This is a genomic window from Pseudomonas sp. Sample_11, assembly GCF_004307505.1.
Classification (GTDB): Bacteria; Pseudomonadota; Gammaproteobacteria; order Pseudomonadales; family Pseudomonadaceae; genus Aquipseudomonas; species Aquipseudomonas atacamensis.
In genome coordinates this window covers 58,104-79,046 of the sequence record NZ_RCOD01000017.1, presented here as the reverse complement: position 1 = coordinate 79,046, position 20,943 = coordinate 58,104, and the positions used below count along the sequence as shown (strand labels likewise).

Genomic DNA, 20,943 nt, shown 5'->3' with positions numbered 1-20,943 from the left:
TTCTATGTCAGTTTCCGCCCCGAACGCTGTCCTCTCGGTCAGCGGTATCGGCAAGACCTATGCGCAACCGGTGCTCACCGGCATCGATCTGACGCTGATGCGCGGTGAAGTACTGGCGCTGACCGGCGAAAACGGTGCCGGCAAAAGTACCCTGTCGAAGATCATTGGTGGTCTGGTCACGCCAACCACCGGCCAGATGCAATTCCACGGCAAGGACTATCGTCCGGGCAGCCGTACCCAGGCTGAAGAGCTTGGCGTGCGCATGGTCATGCAAGAACTCAATCTGTTGCCGACGCTGTCGGTGGCGGAAAACCTGTTTCTGGATAATCTGCCGAGCAGCGCGGGTTGGATCAGCCGCAAGCAGTTGCGCAAGGCGGCGATCGAAGCCATGGCGCAAGTCGGCCTCGATGCGATCGATCCGGACACGCTGGTCGGCGAACTCGGTATCGGCCATCAGCAGATGGTCGAAATCGCGCGCAACCTGATCGGCGATTGCCACGTGCTGATCCTTGATGAGCCGACCGCGATGCTCACGGCGCGCGAAGTCGAAATGCTCTTCGAGCAGATCACCCGATTGCAGGCTCGCGGCGTTTCCATCATCTATATCTCTCATCGTCTCGAAGAACTGGCGCGGGTGGCGCAGCGTATTGCTGTGCTGCGTGACGGCAATCTGGTCTGCGTCGAGCCGATGGCCAACTACAACAGCGAGCAACTGGTCACCTTGATGGTCGGTCGCGAACTGGGTGAACACATCGACATGGGGCCGCGCAAGATCGGCGCTCCGGCGCTGACGGTCAACGGCCTGACGCGTTCGGACAAAGTCCGCGACGTCTCCTTCGAAGTGCGTGCCGGGGAGATTTTCGGCATTTCCGGATTGATCGGGGCAGGGCGCACGGAATTGCTGCGGCTGATATTCGGTGCCGATGCTGCCGACAGCGGCACCATCGCGCTCGGCTCGCCGGCCAAGGTCGTGAGTGTCCGCTCGCCAGTGGATGCCGTACGCAACGGCATTGCGCTGATCACCGAGGATCGCAAGGGCGAAGGGCTGCTGCTCAGTCAGTCGATCAGCGCCAACATCGCCTTGGGCAACATGCCGGAAATCTCCAGTGGTGGTTTCGTCAACAACGGCGACGAAATTTCCCTGGCGCAGCGTCAGATCGAAGCCATGCGTATCCGCAGTTCTAGCCCGACGCAGCTGGTCTCGGAACTGTCCGGCGGCAATCAGCAGAAGGTCGTGATCGGCCGCTGGCTGGAGCGCGACTGTTCGGTACTGCTGTTCGACGAGCCGACTCGCGGGATTGATGTCGGCGCCAAGTTCGATATTTACGGTTTGCTCGGTGAGTTGACCCGCCAGGGCAAGGCGTTGGTCGTGGTGTCCAGTGACTTGCGCGAATTAATGCTGATCTGCGATCGGATCGGCGTGCTTTCGGCGGGACGTCTGATCGACACCTTCGAGCGCGACAGCTGGACCCAGGATGATTTGCTTGCCGCCGCTTTCGCCGGCTACCAGAAACGTGATGCGTTGCTCAATGAAGCAGCGCCTAGGGATCTCCCATGAAAACTGCATCTTCTGCCAGTAAACGTAGTGGCAATTTCTTTGGCCTGGGTACTTATCTGGGCCTGGCCGGTGCCTTGCTGGCGATGATTGCGCTGTTCTCGGTCCTGAGCAGCCATTTTCTCTCGTACAACACTTTCAGCACCCTGGCCAACCAGATTCCCGACCTGATGGTGCTGGCGGTAGGCATGACCTTTGTGCTGATCATCGGCGGCATCGATTTGTCCGTCGGCTCGGTCCTCGCGCTGGCCGCATCGACGGTCAGCGTTGCGATTCTCGGCTGGGGCTGGAGCGTTTTGCCAGCGGCGCTGCTCGGAATGGCGGTGGCGGCTCTGGCCGGGACCATCACTGGCTCGATCACCGTGGCCTGGCGGATTCCGTCGTTCATCGTCTCCCTCGGCGTGCTGGAAATGGCCCGCGGTGTGGCGTATCAGATGACCGGGTCGCGCACTGCCTACATTGGCGATGCGTTCGCCTGGCTGTCGAATCCGATCGCGTTCGGCATTTCCCCGTCGTTCATCATCGCTTTGTTGGTTATCTTCATCGCGCAGGCAGTTTTGACCCGCACGGTTTTCGGCCGCTACCTGATCGGCATCGGCACCAACGAAGAAGCCGTGCGGCTGGCCGGGATCAATCCCAAGCCCTACAAGATTCTGGTGTTCAGCCTTATGGGCCTGCTGGCGGGCATTGCCGCTCTGTTTCAGATTTCGCGTCTGGAGGCGGCTGACCCGAACGCAGGTTCGGGCCTGGAACTGCAAGTGATCGCAGCGGTGGTAATCGGCGGCACCAGCCTGATGGGCGGGCGCGGTTCGGTGATCAGCACTTTCTTTGGTGTGTTGATCATTTCCGTGCTCGCGGCCGGTCTCGCGCAGATTGGTGCGACGGAGCCGACCAAGCGCATCATCACCGGTGCGGTAATCGTTATCGCTGTGGTGCTCGACACCTATCGCAGTCAACGCGCCACTCGTCGGGGCTGAACCATGGCAACGATCAAGGATGTAGCGGCGCTCGCGGGCATTTCCTACACGACCGTGTCGCACGTGGTGAACAACACCCGCCCGGTCAGTCAGGAAGTGCGGCGCAAAGTCGAGGCGGCGATCAAGAGCCTCGACTACGTGCCCAGTGCCGTGGCGCGCTCGCTGAAAGCCAAAACCACGGCGACCATCGGCCTGCTGGTGCCTAACAGCCTCAACCCGTACTTCGCTGAATTGGCGCGCGGAATCGAGGATTACTGCGAGCGCAACGGCTATTGCGTGATCCTCTGTAACTCCGACGACAACCCGGACAAGCAGCGCAGCTATTTGCGTGTGTTGCTGGAAAAGCGCATCGACGGTTTGATCGTCGCCTCCGCCGGCGGTGACAGTGGTCTGGCGCAAGGGCTGGCGGGCGTGAAGACGCCGATGGTCATCGTCGACCGGGGCCTGGAAGGTGTAAATGCCGATCTGGTGCGCATCGACCACGAATACGGCGCTTATCTGGCAACCCGTCACCTGCTCGAGTTGGGGCATCGCGACATCGCCACGATCGGCGGTCCGGCCAGTACCAGCGTGGCGCAAATGCGTCAGGCCGGTTATTGCCGAGCGCTGCAAGAGGCGGGAATCGAGGTACGCGAAGAGCGCATGCTGGAAAGCGACTTCACCAGCACCGGCGGTTACAACGCCGCTGCCCGGCTGCTTGAAAGCAATCCGCCCAGTGCGATTTTTGCCGGCAACGACATGATTGGCATCGGTGTGCTGCGTGCGGCGGCTGAACGTAATGTCCGGGTCCCGGCCGAGCTGTCAGTGATCGGCTTCGATGACATTCAGATGAGTCGTTATGTCTATCCGGCGCTGACCACGGTCGGCCAGTCGATCCTGCAACTGGGCGAGATGGCCGCCGAAGTGCTGTTGCGCAGAATTGCTGCGCCGGACTCGGGTACCGATCAACGCATCGTGACCCCGAGCATTGTCCTGCGCGAGTCGACCGCGCCGCTGTCCGGCGTGTTCACCGAATATCGCTGAAACCGAATTGATGAGTAGTGATGTATGCCAGCAAATGTAGTGGTAATAGGCAGCCTGAACATGGACCTGGTCACCCGGGCGCCACGGCTGCCGCGCGGCGGTGAAACGCTGATTGGTCATTCCTTTGCCACGGTGTCTGGCGGCAAGGGCGCCAATCAGGCGGTTGCTGCTGCTCGTCTGGGCGCGCAGGTGGCGATGATCGGTTGCGTCGGAAATGACGACTACGGTGTGCGATTGCGCGATGCCTTGCTCGCCGAGCACATCGACTGCCAGGCTGTCAGCGTCGTAGAGGATTCCAGTGGCGTGGCGCTGATTGTGGTGGATGACAACAGCCAGAACGCCATTGTGATTGTCGCCGGTGCCAACGGCGCGATGATGCCAGCAGTGATCGACCGTTTTGACGCGGTTTTACAGGCCGCCGATGTAGTGATCTGTCAGCTCGAGATTCCCGATGCGACGGTCGGGCATGCGCTCAAGCGTGCACGTGAACTGGGCAAGACCGTCATCCTCAATCCGGCGCCGGCGAGCCGTCCTTTGCCGGCAGACTGGTTCGCGGCGATCGACTATCTGATTCCCAACGAGAGCGAAGCGGCCGCATTGAGCGGGCTCGCTGTCGACTCGCTGCAGTCGGCAGAAACGGCTGCCACCCAATTGATTGCCATGGGCGCCGGTAAAGTCATTGTCACGTTGGGCGCGCAGGGTTCGTTGTTCGCCAATGGCAAGGGCTTCGAACACTTCCCCGCGCCGACCGTGAAGGCGGTCGATACCACGGCCGCAGGCGACACCTTTGTCGGCGGTTTCGCCGCAGCGCTGGCCAATGGCAAATCCGAGGACGAGGCGATCCGCTACGGTCAGATCGCCGCTGCACTGTCGGTTACCCGTGCCGGTGCACAACCGTCGATTCCAACCATGTCCGAAGTACAGGCGTTCAAACCCGCATGAAAAAGACTCCTCTGCTTAACGTCGCGCTGTCGCGATTGATCGCTTCGCTTGGCCACGGTGACATGGTCGTGATTGGCGATGCCGGTTTGCCCGTGCCACCGGGTGTCGAGCTGATTGATCTGGCGCTGACCCATGGCATCCCTGATTTCGTCAGCACGCTGAAAGTTGTACTCAGCGAGATGCAGGTGGAAAGCCATGTGTTGGCCAAAGAGATCTTCGATAAGCAGCCCTCGGCGCTGGCCGATCTGGACGCGTTGAACGAAGAGGGCGCGCTGGGCCGTAGGGATCTGCTCACCCACGAGCAGTTCAAGGTGCTTAGCCGACAAGCCAGGGCGATCATTCGTACAGGAGAATGTCAGCCGTACTGCAACATCGTTCTGGTCGCCGGGGTTACATTCTGATTTCCGATCTCACCTGCACAAGGAATGCGCTATGCAACGCTATGCTGAAAAACTCCATCAACTGCTTCGGGGTCTGCTGCTTTTGTCCGTGATAACTGCGACCGGCGCTCAGGCGGCGGAAAAGATCGACCTGATCATCGACACCGATCCGGGCGCTGACGACGTGGTCGCCTTGCTCTTTGCCCTCGCTTCGCCGGATGAGTTGAATATCCGAGCCTTGACCACCGTCGCTGGCAACGTGCGCCTGGACAAGACTTCGCGTAACGCGCGGCTGGCTCGCGAATGGGCAGGGCGCGAAGACGTGCCGGTTTACGCTGGCGCACCGAAGCCACTGATGCGCACGCCGATTTACGCCGAGAACATTCATGGCAAGGAAGGCTTGTCGGGCGTGACGGTTCACGAGCCGAAGAAAGGCCTGGCGAAAGGAAATGCGGTCAATTATCTGATCGACACTCTTAAATCGGCCAAACCCCACAGCATCACCATCGCCATGCTCGGCCCGCAGACCAACCTGGCTCTGGCGTTGATCCAGGAGCCGGAGATCGTTCAGGGCATCAAGGAAGTGGTGATCATGGGCGGGTCGCATTTCAACGGTGGCAACATCACCCCTGTGGCTGAATTCAACCTGTTCGCTGATCCGCAGGCTGCCGAGGTGGTGCTCAAGAGCGGGGTGAAACTCACCTATCTGCCGCTGGACGTGACCCACAAGATCCTGACCAGCGATGCACGCCTGAAGCAGATCGCCGCGCTGAACAACAATGCGAGCAAGATCGTCGGCGACATTCTCAACGAATACATCAAGGGCGATATGGAGCACTACGGCATTCCCGGCGGCCCGGTGCATGACGCCACCGTTGTGGCGTATCTGCTCAAGCCTGAGTTGTTTACCGGTCGGGCGGTCAACGTCGTGGTGGATAGCCGTGAAGGACCGACATTCGGCCAGACCATCGTTGACTGGTATGACGGCTTGAAAGCACCGAAGAATGCATTCTGGGTCGAAAATGGCGACGCCCAGGGATTCTTTGATCTGCTGACCGAGCGCCTGAAACGCCTGAAATAAGTCGTCGACCCGCAGGCAGTTTGCCTGCGGGTTTTCACTGCGGCTGTTCGGCCTGGCCGATCGGATAGCGTTCGAATACCTGATTGATAAAATGCTGCGCCGCTTCTATCCCCAACTCTTTGACCAGTAAATCGATGCCGATCAGCGCCAGTTCTTCCGTCGTGCCGGGGCTGTAAGAGCTGTGTCCTTCGGCCCATTTGGCGTTGATGGCGGCGTCGATGCTTACACTGGTCATGGGAGGCTCGAAAGGTCAGGATGTCTGTTTTTCGAGTTAACCATTTTGCGCGGCGTTTGGCACTGCGACTTAGGCATGAGCGCAGCGCTATGCGACACTTGGTCTTTTCCGGCTTACCAAGGACCCTGTTGTGCAGATCGATCTGAATAGCCCTGACGGCCTCACACTCGATGCAGTGCGCCAATTGCTCGCCTCGGCCAGTGACGACGTACACAACCAATTGCGCGTAACCAAAGACGGCATCGCCTATCTGTCCACCATGACCGGTGGGCAGGATATCGGCGGTCTTCTTTTTCGCCTGGAAACCTGGGCAAAGGGCTCGGGCTATGTTGGTAACGTCGCAGCCAGTGATGAAGTCTGGGTGATGCAGATTTTCAACGCGCTCAAGGACAACTGGCCGAATCCGCCGTATGACTACATCGACGTATATTGAGGTCGTTAATATTCAGTCACGATTGTTTGCTGAGTCGCCGCGCGCAGCTCAGGCACACTCGGCATTTTTCCGCTCGTGGGGCAGGGCATGGCTTGAGCCTTGAAACCAAACGCCGCATTGGCGGTCGCACGATCTCTGCTTAAACATTTGAAAACAAGGAGGCTTCATGCCTTTGAAGTTCGCGACACTGGGTGCACTGATGGCCGCTGCGCTGTTGGCTGGTTGCAGCACAACCTCCAGCGAGTCGGCAAAGGAACCCGTGGCTGCTGAATCGGGGAACAGCCGCTGCGAAGCATCGGCAGCGCAATTCGCCATCGGCAAGAAGGCATCCCCTGAATTGCTGGATCAGGCACGTGCGAAGGCTGGGGCGCAAAATGCGCGCTTCCTCAAGCCAAACGACATGATCACCCTGGAATACCGCTCCGATCGCCTGAATCTGAACACCGACAACAACCTGGTGGTTACCCGCGTCAATTGCGGCTGAACACTTTGTTCAAGACATAAAAAACCCCGTCACTTGGACGGGGTTTTTTTAGTGCACCGAGAAATTACTCTGGGCGAACCTGTGCAGCTTGCATACCCTTTTGGCCTTTCTCAGCCACGAAAGAGACGGTCTGGCCTTCTTTCAAGCTTTTGAAACCGTCGGATTCGATAGCTTTGAAGTGTACGAACAGGTCGTCACCGCCACCTTGAGGAGTGATGAAGCCGAAGCCTTTTTCATCGTTGAACCATTTAACGGTGCCGGTTTGGCGATTAGACATGGTGTATCTCCAAGAAACATATATTTTCAGTAGTACTGTGCTGCTCAGGCCAACTGGGCACACCCGGGTATCATAGTCGAAATGTTCGCTTTGGGAGCCCCCCGGACGCGCTGTTTGCCAATCAGTCGTGTTTTCTTTACCACCCGTCTCTGCTGAAAGCCCCGGTTTGAAAGGCTTTCAGCGAAACGTAAAGACGATAAAAAAACCTGTAAAACCTGCATAAATCGTCTGAAAAGGCTCATTTCCAGCACTTTTTTCCGCCTTTCAGCCGATATTAATACCCGATTTTCTTATTTTTTCGGGGCGGTATTTGCCTTGCATTTGGCGATCTGGCCAAGGGCTTTCTGTTGCAATTCAGGAGTCGCCTTGTTGTCCATCAGCGCCTGAATGTCGCTGGCCGGATAGGACTTGATGGCGTCAGCTCCGCAAGCGCAGTGGGATTTCGCCGCTGCAGCACCGATTTGCTGGGTCGCAGCCTGAGTGCACTGGGCCATGTACTTTTCGCGCTCGCCTTTCGGCCAGTCGGCATGGGCGCTCAGTGGCAGCAGCAGAACGACGGGGGCGACGATGGCGAATAAGCTTTTCAGACGCATGCGAGGATGCTCCTTGTGGGTCAATGTCTTGTTATCTGAGGGCGCAAGGGCCGATCAAGTTCAGCACTCTGGCATAAAATCGGACATTTCGCCTTCTGCCAAATCAGGGCGTGAGCGACCGCTCATCTGTGCTAGCATGCCGGGCTCAAGCGTTCTCAGGCTTCGGATGACCTTCAGTCCCGAAGCGGTCGGCGTGCGAATTTTTCCGATTTGAATCCCAGTCACTCTGGTTCGGTTTTCCGGTTGGCCGCAAGGCTCCTGCCGCTGTAAGGCAGGCGTTCGTCATTGAATGGCCTGGATCGGATCTTGTACTGGCTCATCCCAACCCACGTGACCTTTGGTAGGGGTCACCACTAGGAGAGGAGGCGCCATGCCAACTATTACTCTTCCCGACGGCAGTCAACGTTCATTCGATCACCCGGTTTCCGTAGCCGAGGTCGCCGCATCCATTGGTGCAGGTCTGGCCAAGGCCACGCTCGCCGGCAAGGTCAATGGCCAACTGGTCGACGCCAGCGACATCATCAGCAGCGACGCGACCCTGCAAATCATTACGCCAAAGGATGAAGAGGGGCTGGAGATCATTCGCCACTCTTGCGCGCACCTGGTTGGCCACGCGGTCAAACAGCTGTACCCGACCGCGAAGATGGTCATCGGCCCGGTCATCGATGAAGGCTTCTATTACGACATCGCCTACGAGCGTCCTTTCACGCCGGAAGACATGGCGGCCATCGAACAGCGCATGCAGCAGCTGATCGAGAAGGATTACGACGTCATCAAGAAAGTCACTCCGCGCGCCGAAGTGATCGAAGTGTTCAAGGCCCGTGGCGAAGACTACAAGCTGCGCCTGGTCGAAGACATGCCGAACGAGCAGGCCATGGGTCTGTACTATCACGAAGAATACGTCGACATGTGCCGCGGTCCGCACGTGCCGAACACGCGTTTCCTGAAATCCTTCAAGCTGACCAAGCTGTCGGGCGCCTACTGGCGTGGCGACGCCAAGAACGAGCAGTTGCAGCGCGTTTACGGCACTGCCTGGGCCGACAAGAAGCAACTGGCGGCATACATCCAGCGCATCGAAGAAGCCGAGAAGCGCGATCACCGCAAGATCGGCAAGCGCCTGGGCCTGTTCCACACTCAGGAAGAGTCGCCGGGCATGGTGTTCTGGCACCCGAATGGCTGGACTCTGTATCAGGTGCTCGAGCAGTACATGCGCAAGATCCAGCGCGACAACGGCTACCTTGAGATCAAGACTCCTCAAGTCGTCGACCGCAGCCTGTGGGAGAAATCCGGGCACTGGGCCAACTATGCCGACAACATGTTCACCACTCAGTCGGAAAACCGCGACTACGCCATCAAGCCGATGAACTGCCCGTGCCACGTGCAGGTGTTCAATCAGGGCCTGAAAAGCTACCGTGAGTTGCCGATGCGTCTGGCCGAGTTCGGTGCTTGCCACCGTAACGAGCCGTCGGGTGCGTTGCACGGCATCATGCGCGTGCGAGCGTTCACTCAGGACGACGCGCACATTTTCTGCACCGAAGAGCAGATGCAGGCCGAGTCCGCTGCGTTCATCAAACTGACCATGGACGTCTATCGCGATTTCGGCTTTACCGAAGTCGAGATGAAGCTGTCCACTCGTCCGGAAAAACGTGTCGGCTCCGATGAGCTGTGGGATCGCGCTGAAGCAGCATTGGCTGCAGCCCTTGATTCTGCTGGCCTGCCGTACGATCTGCAGCCGGGCGAGGGTGCTTTCTACGGGCCGAAGATCGAGTTCTCGCTGAAAGATTGTCTCGGTCGAGTCTGGCAGTGTGGTACCTTGCAGCTCGATTTTAACCTGCCTGTCCGTTTGGGCGCTGAATACGTCTCTGAAGACAACAGCCGCAAACACCCGGTGATGTTGCACCGCGCGATCCTCGGTTCGTTCGAGCGTTTCGTCGGGATTCTGATCGAGCACTACGAAGGTGCCTTCCCTGCGTGGCTCGCGCCAACCCAGGCGGTGATCATGAATATCACTGATAAACAGGCAGATTTTGTTGCAGAGGTTGAAAAAACTCTCAACGAAAGCGGATTTCGTGCCAAGTCCGACTTGAGAAATGAAAAGATCGGCTTTAAAATCCGCGAGCATACTTTGCTCAAGGTTCCCTATCTTTTGGTTATCGGAGATAAGGAAGTCGAGATGCAGACTGTCGCTGTGCGTACTCGTGAAGGTGCTGACCTGGGCTCGATGCCCGTCGCCCAGTTCGCTGAGTTTCTCGCGCAAGCGGTTTCCCGGCGTGGTCGCCCAGATTCGGAGTAATTATTATTAAGCGTGAAATGAGACAAGATAAACGAGCTGCACCGAAAGCCCCGATCAACGAGAATATCTCGGCACGCGAGGTTCGGTTAATTGGCGCTGATGGCGAGCAGATTGGCATCGTCTCGATTGATGAAGCGCTTCGTATCGCTGAAGAAGCAAAGCTTGATCTGGTGGAAATTTCCGCAGATGCAGTCCCGCCTGTTTGCCGGGTGATGGACTACGGCAAGTCGATCTTCGAGAAGAAGAAGCAGATTGCCGCGGCGAAGAAAAACCAGAAGCAGATTCAGGTTAAAGAAATCAAGTTTCGTCCAGGGACGGAGGAAGGGGATTACCAGGTAAAACTGCGCAACCTGGTACGTTTCCTGAGTGACGGGGACAGGGCCAAGGTATCCTTGCGATTCCGCGGCCGTGAGATGGCCCACCAGGAGCTGGGGATGGAACTCCTCAAGCGGGTTGAACAAGACCTGCTCGAGTACGGTTCGGTCGAACAGCATCCTAAGATGGAAGGACGCCAGCTGATCATGGTCATCGCCCCGAAAAAGAAGAAGTAATCAACAGGGCACGGCAGGCCTTCTGATTATGTTTATCAACTGAATGCGGAGTATCCGAACATGCCAAAAATGAAAACCAAAAGTGGTGCTGCCAAGCGGTTTCTGAAAACTGCTAACGGCATCAAGCACAAGCACGCTTTCAAGAGCCACATCCTGACTAAAATGTCGACCAAGCGTAAGCGTCAACTGCGCGGTAGCAGCTTGCTGCATCCGTCTGACGTGGCAAAAGTCGAGCGCATGCTGCGCCTTCGTTAATTTAGTCAAGAATAGAGGAAGTAACTCATGGCTCGTGTAAAGCGTGGCGTCATTGCCCGTAAGCGTCACAAAAAAATTCTGAAACTTGCTAAAGGCTACTACGGCGCACGCTCCCGCGTATTCCGTGTTGCCAAGCAAGCGGTAATCAAGGCAGGCCAGTACGCCTACCGTGACCGTCGTCAGAAAAAACGTCAGTTCCGCGCTCTGTGGATCGCTCGTATCAACGCTGGTGCTCGTGTTAACGGTCTGTCCTACAGCCGTTTCATCGCTGGCCTGAAAAAAGCGTCCATCGAGATCGACCGCAAGGTTCTGGCTGATCTGGCAGTGAACGAAAAAGCGGCGTTTGCTGCGATTGTCGAGAAAGCTAAAGCCACCTTGGCTTAAGTACCCCCGACAGTCACCCGGCCTCACCTCTGTGGGGTCAGGTGTTAAACGTCATAAATAGGGGAAGAGCCTTCAAGCTCTTCCCCTATTTTGTATCTGGAGTCTGTACATGGAAAACCTGGATGCGCTGGTCTCTCAAGCACTAGAGGCTGTGCAAAGCGCTGAAGATATCAATGCCCTGGAGCAAATCCGGGTTCAATACCTTGGCAAGAAGGGCGAATTGACTCAGGTGATGAAGACCCTGGGGAATCTGCCGGCAGAGGAGCGTCCGCAAGTCGGTGCGCTGATCAACGTTGCCAAGGAACGTGTTACAGGCGTTCTCAATGCGCGCATGGCATTGTTTGAAGAAGCCGAGCTGGCTGCCAAACTGTCTGCCGAATCCATCGACGTGACGTTGCCGGGCCGTGGCCAGACCTCTGGCGGTCTGCACCCGGTCACCCGGACTCTGGAGCGCGTTGAGCAGTTCTTCACCCGCATTGGCTACGGCATTGCCGAAGGCCCAGAGGTCGAAGACGACTACCACAACTTTGAAGCGCTCAACATCCCAGGCCATCACCCGGCCCGGTCGATGCATGACACCTTCTATTTCAATGCCAACATGTTGCTGCGCACCCATACCTCCCCGGTACAGGTCCGCACCATGGAATCCAAGCAGCCGCCGATCCGCATCGTCTGCCCGGGCCGCGTCTATCGCAGCGACTCCGATATCACCCATTCGCCGATGTTCCACCAGGTCGAAGGCCTGCTGGTTGATCGCGATATCAATTTTGCCGATCTCAAAGGCACCATCGAAGAATTCCTGCGGGTGTTCTTCGAGAAAGAACTGGCCGTGCGTTTTCGCCCTTCGTACTTCCCCTTCACCGAGCCATCCGCTGAAGTCGATATGGAATGCGTGATGTGCAGCGGCAAAGGCTGCCGCGTCTGCAAGCAGACCGGCTGGCTGGAAGTGATGGGCTGCGGCATGGTTCACCCGAACGTGCTGCGCATGTCCGGCATCGATCCGGAAGAGTTCTCCGGATTTGCCTTCGGCATGGGTGTCGAGCGTCTGGCCATGCTCCGTTACGGCGTGAACGACTTGCGTCTGTTCTTCGACAACGACTTGCGGTTCCTCGCGCAATTTCGCTAGTCGTAACGAATTCTTAGGAGAGCAGGATGAAATTCAGTGAACAATGGCTGCGTGGCTGGGTTAGCCCGCAGGTAGATCGCGATGAGCTGGTTGCTCGTCTGTCGATGGCCGGTCTTGAGGTCGATAGCGTTACGCCGGCCGCCGGTGTCTTCAGTGGTGTTGTGGTGGGCGAGGTGCTGAGCACCGAGCAGCATCCGGACGCCGACAAGTTGCGCGTATGCCAGGTCAGCAATGGCGCGGAAACCTTCCAGGTCGTGTGCGGTGCGCCAAATGTGCGCCCGGGCCTGAAGATTCCGTTCGCCATGATCGGTGCCGAACTGCCGGGCGACTTCAAGATCAAGAAGGCCAAGCTGCGTGGCGTCGAGTCGAACGGCATGCTGTGCTCGCAGGCAGAGCTGCAGGTCGGTGAGGGCAACGACGGTCTGATGGAGCTGCCGGCCGATGCGCCGGTGGGCGAAGATTTCCGTGTGTATCTGGATCTGGAAGACGCCAGCATCGAGGTCGACCTGACCCCGAACCGTGGCGACTGCCTGTCCCTGGCCGGTCTGGCCCGTGAAGTCGGCGCGCTGTACGCCGTGCCGGTAACCCGTCCTGTGGTCGCTGCGGTTGCAGCGGTACACGACGAAGTCCGTTCGGTCGAGGTGCTGGCCCCGGCGGCCTGCCCACGTTACTTGGGTCGGGTCATCCGTAACGTCGACCTGTCCAAGCCAACTCCGCTGTGGATGGTTGAACGTCTGCGTCGCGCTGACGTGCGCAGCATCGACGCTGCCGTCGACATCACCAACTACGTGATGCTCGAGCTCGGCCAACCGCTGCACGCTTTCGATCTCGCCGAAATCAATGGCGGCATTCGTGTGCGCATGGCTGAAGAGGGCGAGAAGCTGGTTCTGCTTGATGGTCAGGAAGTCAGCCTGCGTAGCGATACGCTGGTCATCGCTGACCACACTCGTGCACTGGCGATCGCCGGTGTCATGGGTGGCGAGCACAGCGGTGTTTCCGCGACCACCCGTGATGTGTTCCTCGAATCTGCGTTCTTCGATCAGATTGCGGTTGCCGGCAAGGCACGTTCTTACGGCTTGCATACCGACGCTTCGCATCGCTACGAGCGTGGCGTTGACTGGCAGCTGGCACGTGAAGCCATGGAGCGCGCCACTGGCCTGCTGCTGGAAATCACTGGCGGCGAAGCTGGTCCGATCATCGAGACCGTCAGCGAGCAACATCTGCCATCGATTGCACCGATCACTCTGCGCGCTCAGCGCATCACTCAGATGCTCGGCATGGAGATGGATTCGGCACAGGTCGAGCGTCTGCTCAGTGCCTTGGGCCTGAGCATTACCGCTGACGGCGAAGGTCAATGGCGCGTTGAAGTGCCAAGCCATCGCTTCGATATCAGCCTGGAAGTCGACCTGATCGAAGAGCTGGCTCGTCTGTACGGTTACAACCGTCTGCCGGTTCGCTACCCGCAAGCGCGTCTGGCGCCACAAGCCAAGGCCGAAGCGCGTAGTGATCTGCCTGAGCTGCGTCGTCTGCTGGTTGCTCGTGGTTATCAGGAAGCGATCACTTACAGCTTCATCGATCCGCGTCAGTTCGAACTGTTCAATCCAGGTGTCGAGCCGCTGTTGCTGGCCAATCCGATCTCCAACGATATGGCGGCCATGCGTTCGTCGCTGTGGCCAGGTCTGGTCAAAGCGCTGCAGCACAACCTCAATCGTCAGCAGGATCGCGTGCGTCTGTTCGAGAGCGGCCTGCGCTTCGTCGGTCAGCTTGACGGCCTGAAGCAAGAGCCGATGCTGTCCGGGGTTGTTTGCGGCAGCCGCTTGCCGGAAGGCTGGGCGCAGGGTCGGGATACCGTCGACTTCTTCGACGTAAAGGCTGACGTGGAAGCGGTACTGGGTTTCGCCGGTGCCCTGGATTCGTTCACCTTTGCTCCGGGCAAGCACCCGGCGCTGCATCCGGGTCAGACTGCGCGCATCGAGCGTGAAGGTCGCGAGGTAGGCTATATCGGTGCAATTCACCCTGAGCTGTCAAAGGCGCTGGGGCTGGATCGTCCGGTGTTCGTCTTCGAGCTGGTTCTGGCGGAAGTGGCGCTCGGTAAAATGCCGAAATTCCACGAGTTGTCGCGCTTTCCTGAAGTGCGTCGTGACCTTGCACTGATCGCGCACAAAGACGTCGCGGCCTCGGCTGTACTGGACGTAATCCGTGAAAATGCAGGCGAATGGCTCACAGAGCTCAGGCTGTTTGACGTGTATCAGGGTAAAGGTATTGATCCTGATAGAAAAAGCCTTGCAGTTGGCTTGACCTGGCAGCATCCATCGCGCACTCTTAATGACGATGAGGTGAATTCGACGACGCAAAATATCCTCACCTCGCTCGAACAAAGGTTGAACGCCACGTTAAGGAAGTGACGTATGGGGGCTTTGACGAAAGCTGAGATGGCGGAACGTCTGTATGAAGAGCTGGGCCTGAACAAGCGGGAAGCCAAGGAATTGGTAGAACTGTTTTTCGAGGAAATCAGGCACGCTCTTGAAGACAACGAGCAGGTCAAATTGTCCGGTTTCGGCAATTTCGACCTTCGGGACAAACGCCAGCGGCCTGGCCGCAACCCGAAAACGGGGGAAGAAATCCCGATCACGGCTCGCCGTGTGGTCACCTTTCGTCCAGGGCAGAAGTTGAAGGCCCGAGTTGAGGCTTATGCTGGAACCAAGTCATAACGACGAACTACCCGTCATCCCGGGCAAACGCTACTTCACCATTGGTGAAGTCAGCGAGCTGTGTGCCGTAAAGCCACACGTGCTGCGCTACTGGGAGCAGGAGTTTCCTCAGCTCAACCCCGTCAAACGCCGCGGGAATCGCCGGTATTATCAGCGCCAGGACGTGCTGATGATCCGGCAGATCCGCGCGCTCCTTTACGATCAGGGTTTCACCATCGGCGGCGCACGTCTGCGTCTGTCCGGCGACGAAGCCAAAGACGATACCACCCAGTACAAACAGATGATTCGGCAGATGATTGCCGAATTGGAAGATGTGCTGGTGGTGCTCAAGAAATAAAAAGCTGCGTTTGAATACTTCCAGTTTTCAAACGCTTGCGATATATTCTTGAGCGTTCTTCGAGGTGAAGAACGGGATACAACATCAGTCGGGGCGTAGCGCAGTCCGGTAGCGCACTAGCATGGGGTGCTAGGGGTCGAGTGTTCGAATCACTCCGTCCCGACCATATTTTTCAATGACTTAGGCCAATGTTCACAGCATTGGCCTTTTTCATGTGTGTGAAATTTTGCGGGGCTACTCGATCACGCCTGCGACTCGCATCACCAAGTGTTTGGGTTAGTCAGAATGTCCGCTCGTCGAGCCAATAGCACTCTCTGTGCGCCGATCTCCTCTCACTTATTAAGCGCAGTCCCTGCGCCACTGATGGGAGAGAATGATGATCGACGACAATAATGGCCCTGAAGCGCCATATCCGGGACCAAGTGAGCAAAACCCTGACACTGGCGAGGGCCATGATTCCGGCCTGGAGCAAGCTGACTCTGAGCCAAAGCAAGGTACCGACGAACGACCAGAGGACTGGAATCCGCCACCCGGCAATCCTGGTTCAGATCAAGATGCCCAGACGGGCCGAAATAACGGCGGCGCAAAATAGGCGCATCGAATTATTTCGTGTACGAGACCCGGCCATCGCGCCGGGTTTTTTATTGCCACCGAATCCGTTTATCAACGTAGCCGAGATGTATATGGAGACGGTTATCCGGGTTTGAGGGGCGAAGCCGAGCGGCGCCGTCGCCTGAATGATCGATCCAGACGCCGGCAACAAGCATGTTCACTCTACGATGCAGATCCAGCGATGGTTGTATCGGTACGGCGCGCGAGTGAAATGAACATCTGAAACCATCTTCATGCCGCGCTCTTGAAGGGCTTCGGTCAGTTGTACGAGTGTCTCTGCCTGGATAGTCATTGCTGTCACCTCGTCAGATTTACTGCGTTCATAATTCTTGACCGAGAGATCAGGCGGCTAATTCATTTTTTCTACAGTAGTCATTAGCGCCGCATAAGCAGGAACACAGCGTTACTTCGCGCCAACTACCTCACCCCATTCAAGCCCAAACCGCCCCAGATACTTCCTCAAGCGATCGGCATCATTGGGTTGCACCTTGGCCTGCCGGGAAACCCCGAATAACTGTCGGCCGGCATCCGACAGGCTGTCCGCCTGCTGGCACACCTCAATGACAGCCTTCAATTGCAAGCGATCGAACAAGTCCATGCTCTCGCCATCTCCTGGCAAATAAGTTGCAGAGGGTTGCGCCAAGCCCCACGCATATCGCAATCGTGCGATCTCATCATCGACCTGCGCTTCATCGATGCGCCCGCTGTCGGCCAAAGTCGCCATCCGCGTAATCGATGCGGACAGCTCGCGAAAGTTGCCCAGCCAGGCTGCTGCAGGTGAGCTGGCGAAGGCCAGGTAGCGTCGGCGTGCTTCGAGATTGAAGCGCACCCGTTCACCCTGTTCTCGAGCATGGCGTTCCAGTTCGAAGTCGATGTTCGGCTCGATATCTTCGCGACGGCCGGCGAGGCCGGGCAGGTCGAACGTCCAGAGGTTGATCCGCGCATACAGGTCCTCGCGAAAAAGGCCTTCGGCGACCCGGCTGCGCAGGTCGCGGTGGGTGCCAGCGATGATCAAAAAATCACTCTCGACTTCCTTGTCCGAGCCCAGCGGGAAGAAGCGTTTCTCTTCGATTGCTTTCAACAGCATCGCTTGTTCGTCTGCGCCGAGCTCACCGATTTCATCGAGAAACAACATGCCACCATTGGCGGCGCGCAGCAGGCCATCGCGAGAGCTCTGCGCGCCGGTGAAGGCGCCTTTGACGTGGCCGAACAAGGCCGACATCGCGCCGTCGCCACGCAAAGTGGCGCAGTTGACTTCGACAAAGCGTCCCTGCATCTGATGGCGATTGCGTTTGAGTTCGTAGATGCGCCGCGCCAGGAAGGATTTGCCGGCGCCGGTCGGGCCGATCAGCAGCATGGGGGCTTTGGAGCGCAGCGCAACGCGCTCGATCTGTTCAATGGTCCGGTTGAAGGCCGGGTTGCGTGTGGCGATGCCGGACTTGAGAAATTCCAGGCCTTCGAGACGTTTGCTGGCGAAGCGTGAAGCAATGCGATCATAGCGCGACAGATCGAGATCGATCAGTGCATGAGTGCCGCAGGCGGGCTCGTTCTCACTCTTGCGCTTGGCGGGGGAGGTCTGGATCAGTCGGGCCGGCAGATAGCGCGCCTCGGTGAGCAGGAACCAGCAGATCTGTGCGACGTGGGTGCCGGTGGTGATGTGCACGAGATAATCCTCGTGCTCAGTGTCGAAGTTGTAAGCAGTGGTGAAGTCGTGCAGGGCGCCGTACACCTCTTCGAAATCCCAAGGGTTGCGCAGCGACATTGGATGCAGGCGCACTTCGGTGCTTGGAGAAATCTGCTGGATGTCCGCTCGGACGCGCTCGGCGAGGCTGACGTCGCGCGCGTCGAGGCCGTGAATCAATTCAAGCCGCTGGATAGGGAGGTCTGTTTGTTGGCACAGGCCTACGCTCGGTCGCCAGTAATTCCACCGGCTGGCACCTTTGCCGACACGATCCAGGGTGGCTCCGATAAATCCGATGGCGACCGTGCGTTTGTTGGGCATGCTTATCTCATAAGATAAATGACGATATGCAATGATAATTTTGCTGGTCTGATTTGTCTTCCATAGATTACCGAGACTCGTCGCATCAGAGAATAAAAGCTAATAAAATCAAAAACATAGCAGAAACAATCATAGCCGCATCCAAAGCTGGCACAGCGGCTGCAATGCTGATGGAAACGAACATGGACACCAAGATATGAAAGACCAAACCTACCAGCTTCTCGAAGTCGCCAACGGCAAACCCATCAAACTCTGGACCGAAGGTGTCCCGGTTGAAAACGAAGCCCGCGCACAGTTGATGAACACGGCAAAAATGCCGTTCATCTTCAAGCATCTGGCGGTGATGCCCGATGTGCACTTGGGCAAGGGCTCGACAATTGGCAGTGTGATTCCAACGGTCGGCGCGATCATTCCCGCAGCGGTGGGCGTCGACATCGGTTGCGGCATGATCGCTGCGCGTACGTCGCTGACGGCTGCAGATCTGCCAGACAACCTGCATGGATTGCGTACTGCAATCGAACAAGCGGTGCCGCACGGCCGCAGTTCGAATCGTTCGCGGCGAGACAAAGGCGCCTGGGACCAGGTTCCGCAGCAAGCCGATCAGGCCTGGGCGGGGTTGCAGCCGCGCTTCAAATTGATCACCGACAAGTATCCGAAACTGGCCAATACCAACAACCGGGCACATTTGGGGACGCTCGGCAGTGGCAACCACTTCGTCGAAGTGTGCCTGGATGAAGCCAACCGTGTCTGGTTCATGTTGCACAGCGGTTCGCGTGGCGTCGGCAACGCTATCGGCAACCTGTTCATCCAGATGGCCCAAGCCGATATGCGTCAGCACATTGCCAACCTGCCGGACCGTGACCTGGCCTATTTCGAAGAGGGCAGTCAGCATTTTGATGATTACGTGGAGGCGGTTGGCTGGGCGCAGGACTTCGCCAGACAGAACCGTGAACTGATGATGCGCGCAGTGATTCAGGCCACGCGGCAGATCATCCACAAGCCTTTCGAGGTCGCGCTCGAAGCGGTCAACTGCCATCACAACTACGTGCAGAAGGAACGGCATTACGGTGAAGACGTGCTGATTACCCGCAAAGGCGCGGTGTCAGCGAAGAAAGGCGAACTGGGGATTATTCCGGGCTCGATGGGCGCCAAGAGTTTTATTGTGCGCGGTCTGGGCAATCCAGAGTCGTTCAATTCCTGCAGCCACGGCGCCGGGCGCACCATGAGCCGCACGAAGGCCAAAAATACCTTCACCGTCGCCGATCAGATTCGCGCCACGGCCCACGTGGAATGCCGCAAGGACGAAGCGGTGATTGACGAAATTCCGATGGCCTACAAGGATATCGACAAAGTCATGCACGCCCAGCGTGAGCTGGTGGAAGTGCTGCACACCCTGCGTCAGGTGGTGTGCGTCAAAGGATAAGGAACTGCGGCGCTGGCGAGAGCACGTCATCGTTCAATACGCCGGTTCATCACGGCTGAGCTGAAGCGCGAATGACGAACTTTGGTCAAAACTCAGGAAGACCCACGACGGCTAAACGGTACCTCAGGAACACCGTCAGGCTGTACGCGTAAGGAATTGCAATGAAAAAGGATGTAATTGAACTGGACGGCGCCATTGGTGGTGGCCAGGTGTTGCGCAGTGCCCTGAGCCTGTCGATGGTGACAGGCCGGGCGTTTCGCATTAAACAAATTCGCGCCAGACGCAGTCGTCCGGGATTGCTGCGTCAGCATCTGACAGCCGTGATGGCGGCGGCCGAGGTTTGTGGTGCAGAGATATCTGGTGCGCATCTGGGGTCGCAAGCCCTGAGCTTCGAACCGGACGAGATTCGCGGAGGCAACTTTCAGTTCGCTATTGGCACGGCGGGCAGTTGCACGCTGGTGCTACAGACGCTGTTGCCAGCCTTGTTGCAGGCGCCGCAGGCCAGCCGAGTGACGATCTCCGGTGGCACCCACAATCCGCTGGCACCGCCGACGGATTTCCTCTCGCGCAGTTGGCTACCGCTGCTGCGGCGCATGGGCGGCAATGTCGAGCTGGAGTTGCTGCGTCATGGTTTCGTACCGGCTGGCGGTGGCGAGATTGCCGTGACGGTGCAGCCGTCGCGCCTGACGCGACTGGATGTGTGTGAGCGCGGCGAGGCGATTTCACGGCAGGCTCTGGCGCTGACTGCCGGACTTGCGCCTACCGTCGCTCAGCGAGAACTGAGCCAAGTGGCCAAGCGGTTGAACTGGCTTGCGGAGGCGCTGCAAGCGGTGACGCTTGATCCGGCGCGCGGCCCGGGCAATGTATTATTGCTGGAGTACGTTTTCGAACACGTCACTGAAGTGTTCAGCGCATTTGGCCAAGTGTCGTTACGCGCTGAGAAAGTAGCGGATGCCGCGATCAATCAGGCTGCTGACTGGCTGCGTAGTGGTGCTGCGGTGGCTGAGCATCTGGCCGATCAGTTGCTGTTGCCGATGGCGCTGGCCGGTGGTGGATCGTTCACCACGCCGCGCATGACTGATCATTTGCGCAGCAACATTGAAGTCATCCAGCTGTTTTTGCCCGTCCGTATCGATTGCCAGGAGGAGGGCAGTGATCGCTTGCGGATAGCAGTTTCACAAACTCATTAGTAGCGACCTGCGATCCCGAAGGCGGTCGCAAAACTTCACCGAGAGCGCCACTAGCCCTCAGCCATTAGCACATCCGACC

The 20,943-nt window shown here is 57.9% G+C and carries 23 protein-coding genes and 1 tRNA gene; 20 read left to right on the top strand and 4 right to left on the bottom strand.

The annotated features are described in order from the left end of the window. Positions 1–4 precede the first annotated feature (4 nt). Genes D8U60_RS03815 through D8U60_RS03790 form a run of 6 tightly spaced genes read left to right on the top strand, consistent with a single transcriptional unit; the run spans position 5 to position 5,958 of the window. Complete coding sequence (locus D8U60_RS03815) at positions 5–1,558, top strand: sugar ABC transporter ATP-binding protein (protein WP_122610295.1); 1,554 nt, start codon at positions 5–7, stop codon at positions 1,556–1,558. Beyond that, positions 1,555–2,532, top strand: coding sequence for an ABC transporter permease (locus D8U60_RS03810; RefSeq protein ID WP_130899503.1), 978 nt, complete (start codon positions 1,555–1,557; stop codon positions 2,530–2,532). Before D8U60_RS03815 ends, D8U60_RS03810 begins: the two co-directional genes overlap by 4 nt. 3 nt (positions 2,533–2,535) lie before the next feature. Then, positions 2,536–3,555 (top strand): LacI family DNA-binding transcriptional regulator, encoded by a 1,020-nt coding sequence (locus D8U60_RS03805; RefSeq protein ID WP_071171731.1) that lies wholly within the window; start codon positions 2,536–2,538, stop codon positions 3,553–3,555. A gap of 24 nt (positions 3,556–3,579) precedes the next feature. Beyond that, the gene (gene rbsK, locus D8U60_RS03800) at positions 3,580–4,497 is read left to right on the top strand and encodes a ribokinase (protein ID WP_130899502.1); all 918 of its coding nucleotides are present in this window, start codon (positions 3,580–3,582) and stop codon (positions 4,495–4,497) included. Beyond that, entirely contained in the window at positions 4,494–4,898 is a 405-nt protein-coding gene (gene rbsD / locus D8U60_RS03795) for a D-ribose pyranase (RefSeq protein WP_130899501.1), read from the top strand. Before rbsK ends, rbsD begins: the two co-directional genes overlap by 4 nt. A 31-nt stretch (positions 4,899–4,929) precedes the next feature. Further along, positions 4,930–5,958, top strand: a complete 1,029-nt coding sequence (locus D8U60_RS03790) for a nucleoside hydrolase (RefSeq protein ID WP_130899500.1) — start codon at positions 4,930–4,932, stop codon at positions 5,956–5,958. 34 nt (positions 5,959–5,992) lie between these two features. On the opposite strand, the gene D8U60_RS03785 is transcribed toward D8U60_RS03790, so the two are convergent. Continuing rightward, positions 5,993–6,193: a hypothetical protein gene (locus D8U60_RS03785; RefSeq protein ID WP_016774045.1), complete on the bottom strand. Its 201-nt coding sequence runs from the start codon at positions 6,191–6,193 to the stop codon at positions 5,993–5,995. 130 nt (positions 6,194–6,323) lie between these two features. On the opposite strand from D8U60_RS03785, the gene D8U60_RS03780 reads away from it, so the two are divergent. Then, positions 6,324–6,626 carry a hypothetical protein gene (locus D8U60_RS03780; RefSeq protein ID WP_130899499.1) on the top strand — a complete coding sequence of 101 codons (303 nt, stop codon included), beginning with the start codon at positions 6,324–6,326 and terminating at the stop codon, positions 6,624–6,626. A 166-nt stretch (positions 6,627–6,792) separates the two neighbouring features. Next, positions 6,793–7,110 (top strand): I78 family peptidase inhibitor, encoded by a 318-nt coding sequence (locus D8U60_RS03775; RefSeq protein ID WP_016774047.1) that lies wholly within the window; start codon positions 6,793–6,795, stop codon positions 7,108–7,110. Between the two features lie 64 nt (positions 7,111–7,174). On the opposite strand, the gene D8U60_RS03770 is transcribed toward D8U60_RS03775, so the two are convergent. Together D8U60_RS03770 and D8U60_RS03765 are read right to left on the bottom strand one after the other, a co-directional pair. Beyond that, entirely contained in the window at positions 7,175–7,387 is a 213-nt protein-coding gene (locus D8U60_RS03770) for a cold-shock protein (RefSeq protein WP_003179963.1), read from the bottom strand. 290 nt (positions 7,388–7,677) lie between these two features. Further along, the gene (locus D8U60_RS03765) at positions 7,678–7,980 is read right to left on the bottom strand and encodes a hypothetical protein (protein ID WP_130899498.1); all 303 of its coding nucleotides are present in this window, start codon (positions 7,978–7,980) and stop codon (positions 7,678–7,680) included. 370 nt (positions 7,981–8,350) lie between these two features. Between D8U60_RS03765 and thrS the strand changes: the two genes are divergently transcribed. From thrS to D8U60_RS27585, 10 genes are all read left to right on the top strand, one after another. Beyond that, entirely contained in the window at positions 8,351–10,273 is a 1,923-nt protein-coding gene (gene thrS, locus D8U60_RS03760) for a threonine--tRNA ligase (protein ID WP_024012407.1), read from the top strand. Then, positions 10,273–10,824 (top strand): translation initiation factor IF-3, encoded by a 552-nt coding sequence (infC, locus tag D8U60_RS03755; RefSeq protein ID WP_169432615.1) that lies wholly within the window; start codon positions 10,273–10,275, stop codon positions 10,822–10,824. The genes thrS and infC overlap by 1 nt, the downstream gene beginning before the upstream one ends. 60 nt (positions 10,825–10,884) lie before the next feature. Continuing rightward, positions 10,885–11,079, top strand: a complete 195-nt coding sequence (gene rpmI / locus D8U60_RS03750) for a 50S ribosomal protein L35 (protein WP_002553160.1) — start codon at positions 10,885–10,887, stop codon at positions 11,077–11,079. Positions 11,080–11,106: 27 nt separating this feature from the next. After that, a complete protein-coding gene (gene rplT, locus D8U60_RS03745; protein WP_002553161.1) occupies positions 11,107–11,463 on the top strand; it encodes a 50S ribosomal protein L20 in 357 nt (118 codons plus the stop codon). Positions 11,464–11,572: 109 nt separating this feature from the next. After that, positions 11,573–12,589 (top strand): phenylalanine--tRNA ligase subunit alpha, encoded by a 1,017-nt coding sequence (pheS, locus tag D8U60_RS03740; RefSeq protein WP_003226365.1) that lies wholly within the window; start codon positions 11,573–11,575, stop codon positions 12,587–12,589. A gap of 26 nt (positions 12,590–12,615) precedes the next feature. Beyond that, on the top strand, positions 12,616–14,994 hold the full coding sequence (gene pheT, locus D8U60_RS03735; protein WP_130899497.1) for a phenylalanine--tRNA ligase subunit beta: 2,379 nt from the start codon (positions 12,616–12,618) through the stop codon (positions 14,992–14,994). A 3-nt stretch (positions 14,995–14,997) separates the two neighbouring features. Continuing rightward, positions 14,998–15,300, top strand: a complete 303-nt coding sequence (gene ihfA, locus D8U60_RS03730) for an integration host factor subunit alpha (protein WP_002553164.1) — start codon at positions 14,998–15,000, stop codon at positions 15,298–15,300. Then, positions 15,281–15,637 (top strand): MerR family transcriptional regulator, encoded by a 357-nt coding sequence (locus tag D8U60_RS03725; RefSeq protein WP_003179985.1) that lies wholly within the window; start codon positions 15,281–15,283, stop codon positions 15,635–15,637. Before ihfA ends, D8U60_RS03725 begins: the two co-directional genes overlap by 20 nt. Before the next feature lie 89 nt (positions 15,638–15,726). Beyond that, positions 15,727–15,803 (top strand) — tRNA-Pro (locus D8U60_RS03720). A 226-nt stretch (positions 15,804–16,029) separates the two neighbouring features. After that, a complete protein-coding gene (locus D8U60_RS27585; protein ID WP_160768809.1) occupies positions 16,030–16,344 on the top strand; it encodes a hypothetical protein in 315 nt (104 codons plus the stop codon). 308 nt (positions 16,345–16,652) lie between these two features. Here D8U60_RS27585 and rtcR read toward each other — a convergent pair whose 3' ends face one another. Then, the gene (rtcR, locus tag D8U60_RS03710) at positions 16,653–18,251 is read right to left on the bottom strand and encodes an RNA repair transcriptional activator RtcR (protein ID WP_130899496.1); all 1,599 of its coding nucleotides are present in this window, start codon (positions 18,249–18,251) and stop codon (positions 16,653–16,655) included. A 196-nt stretch (positions 18,252–18,447) separates the two neighbouring features. Between rtcR and D8U60_RS03705 the strand changes: the two genes are divergently transcribed. Both D8U60_RS03705 and rtcA read left to right on the top strand, forming a co-directional pair. Further along, positions 18,448–19,674 (top strand): RtcB family protein, encoded by a 1,227-nt coding sequence (locus D8U60_RS03705; protein ID WP_130899495.1) that lies wholly within the window; start codon positions 18,448–18,450, stop codon positions 19,672–19,674. Positions 19,675–19,835: 161 nt separating this feature from the next. Further along, complete coding sequence (gene rtcA, locus D8U60_RS03700) at positions 19,836–20,864, top strand: RNA 3'-terminal phosphate cyclase (protein ID WP_130899494.1); 1,029 nt, start codon at positions 19,836–19,838, stop codon at positions 20,862–20,864. Positions 20,865–20,943 lie beyond the last annotated feature (79 nt).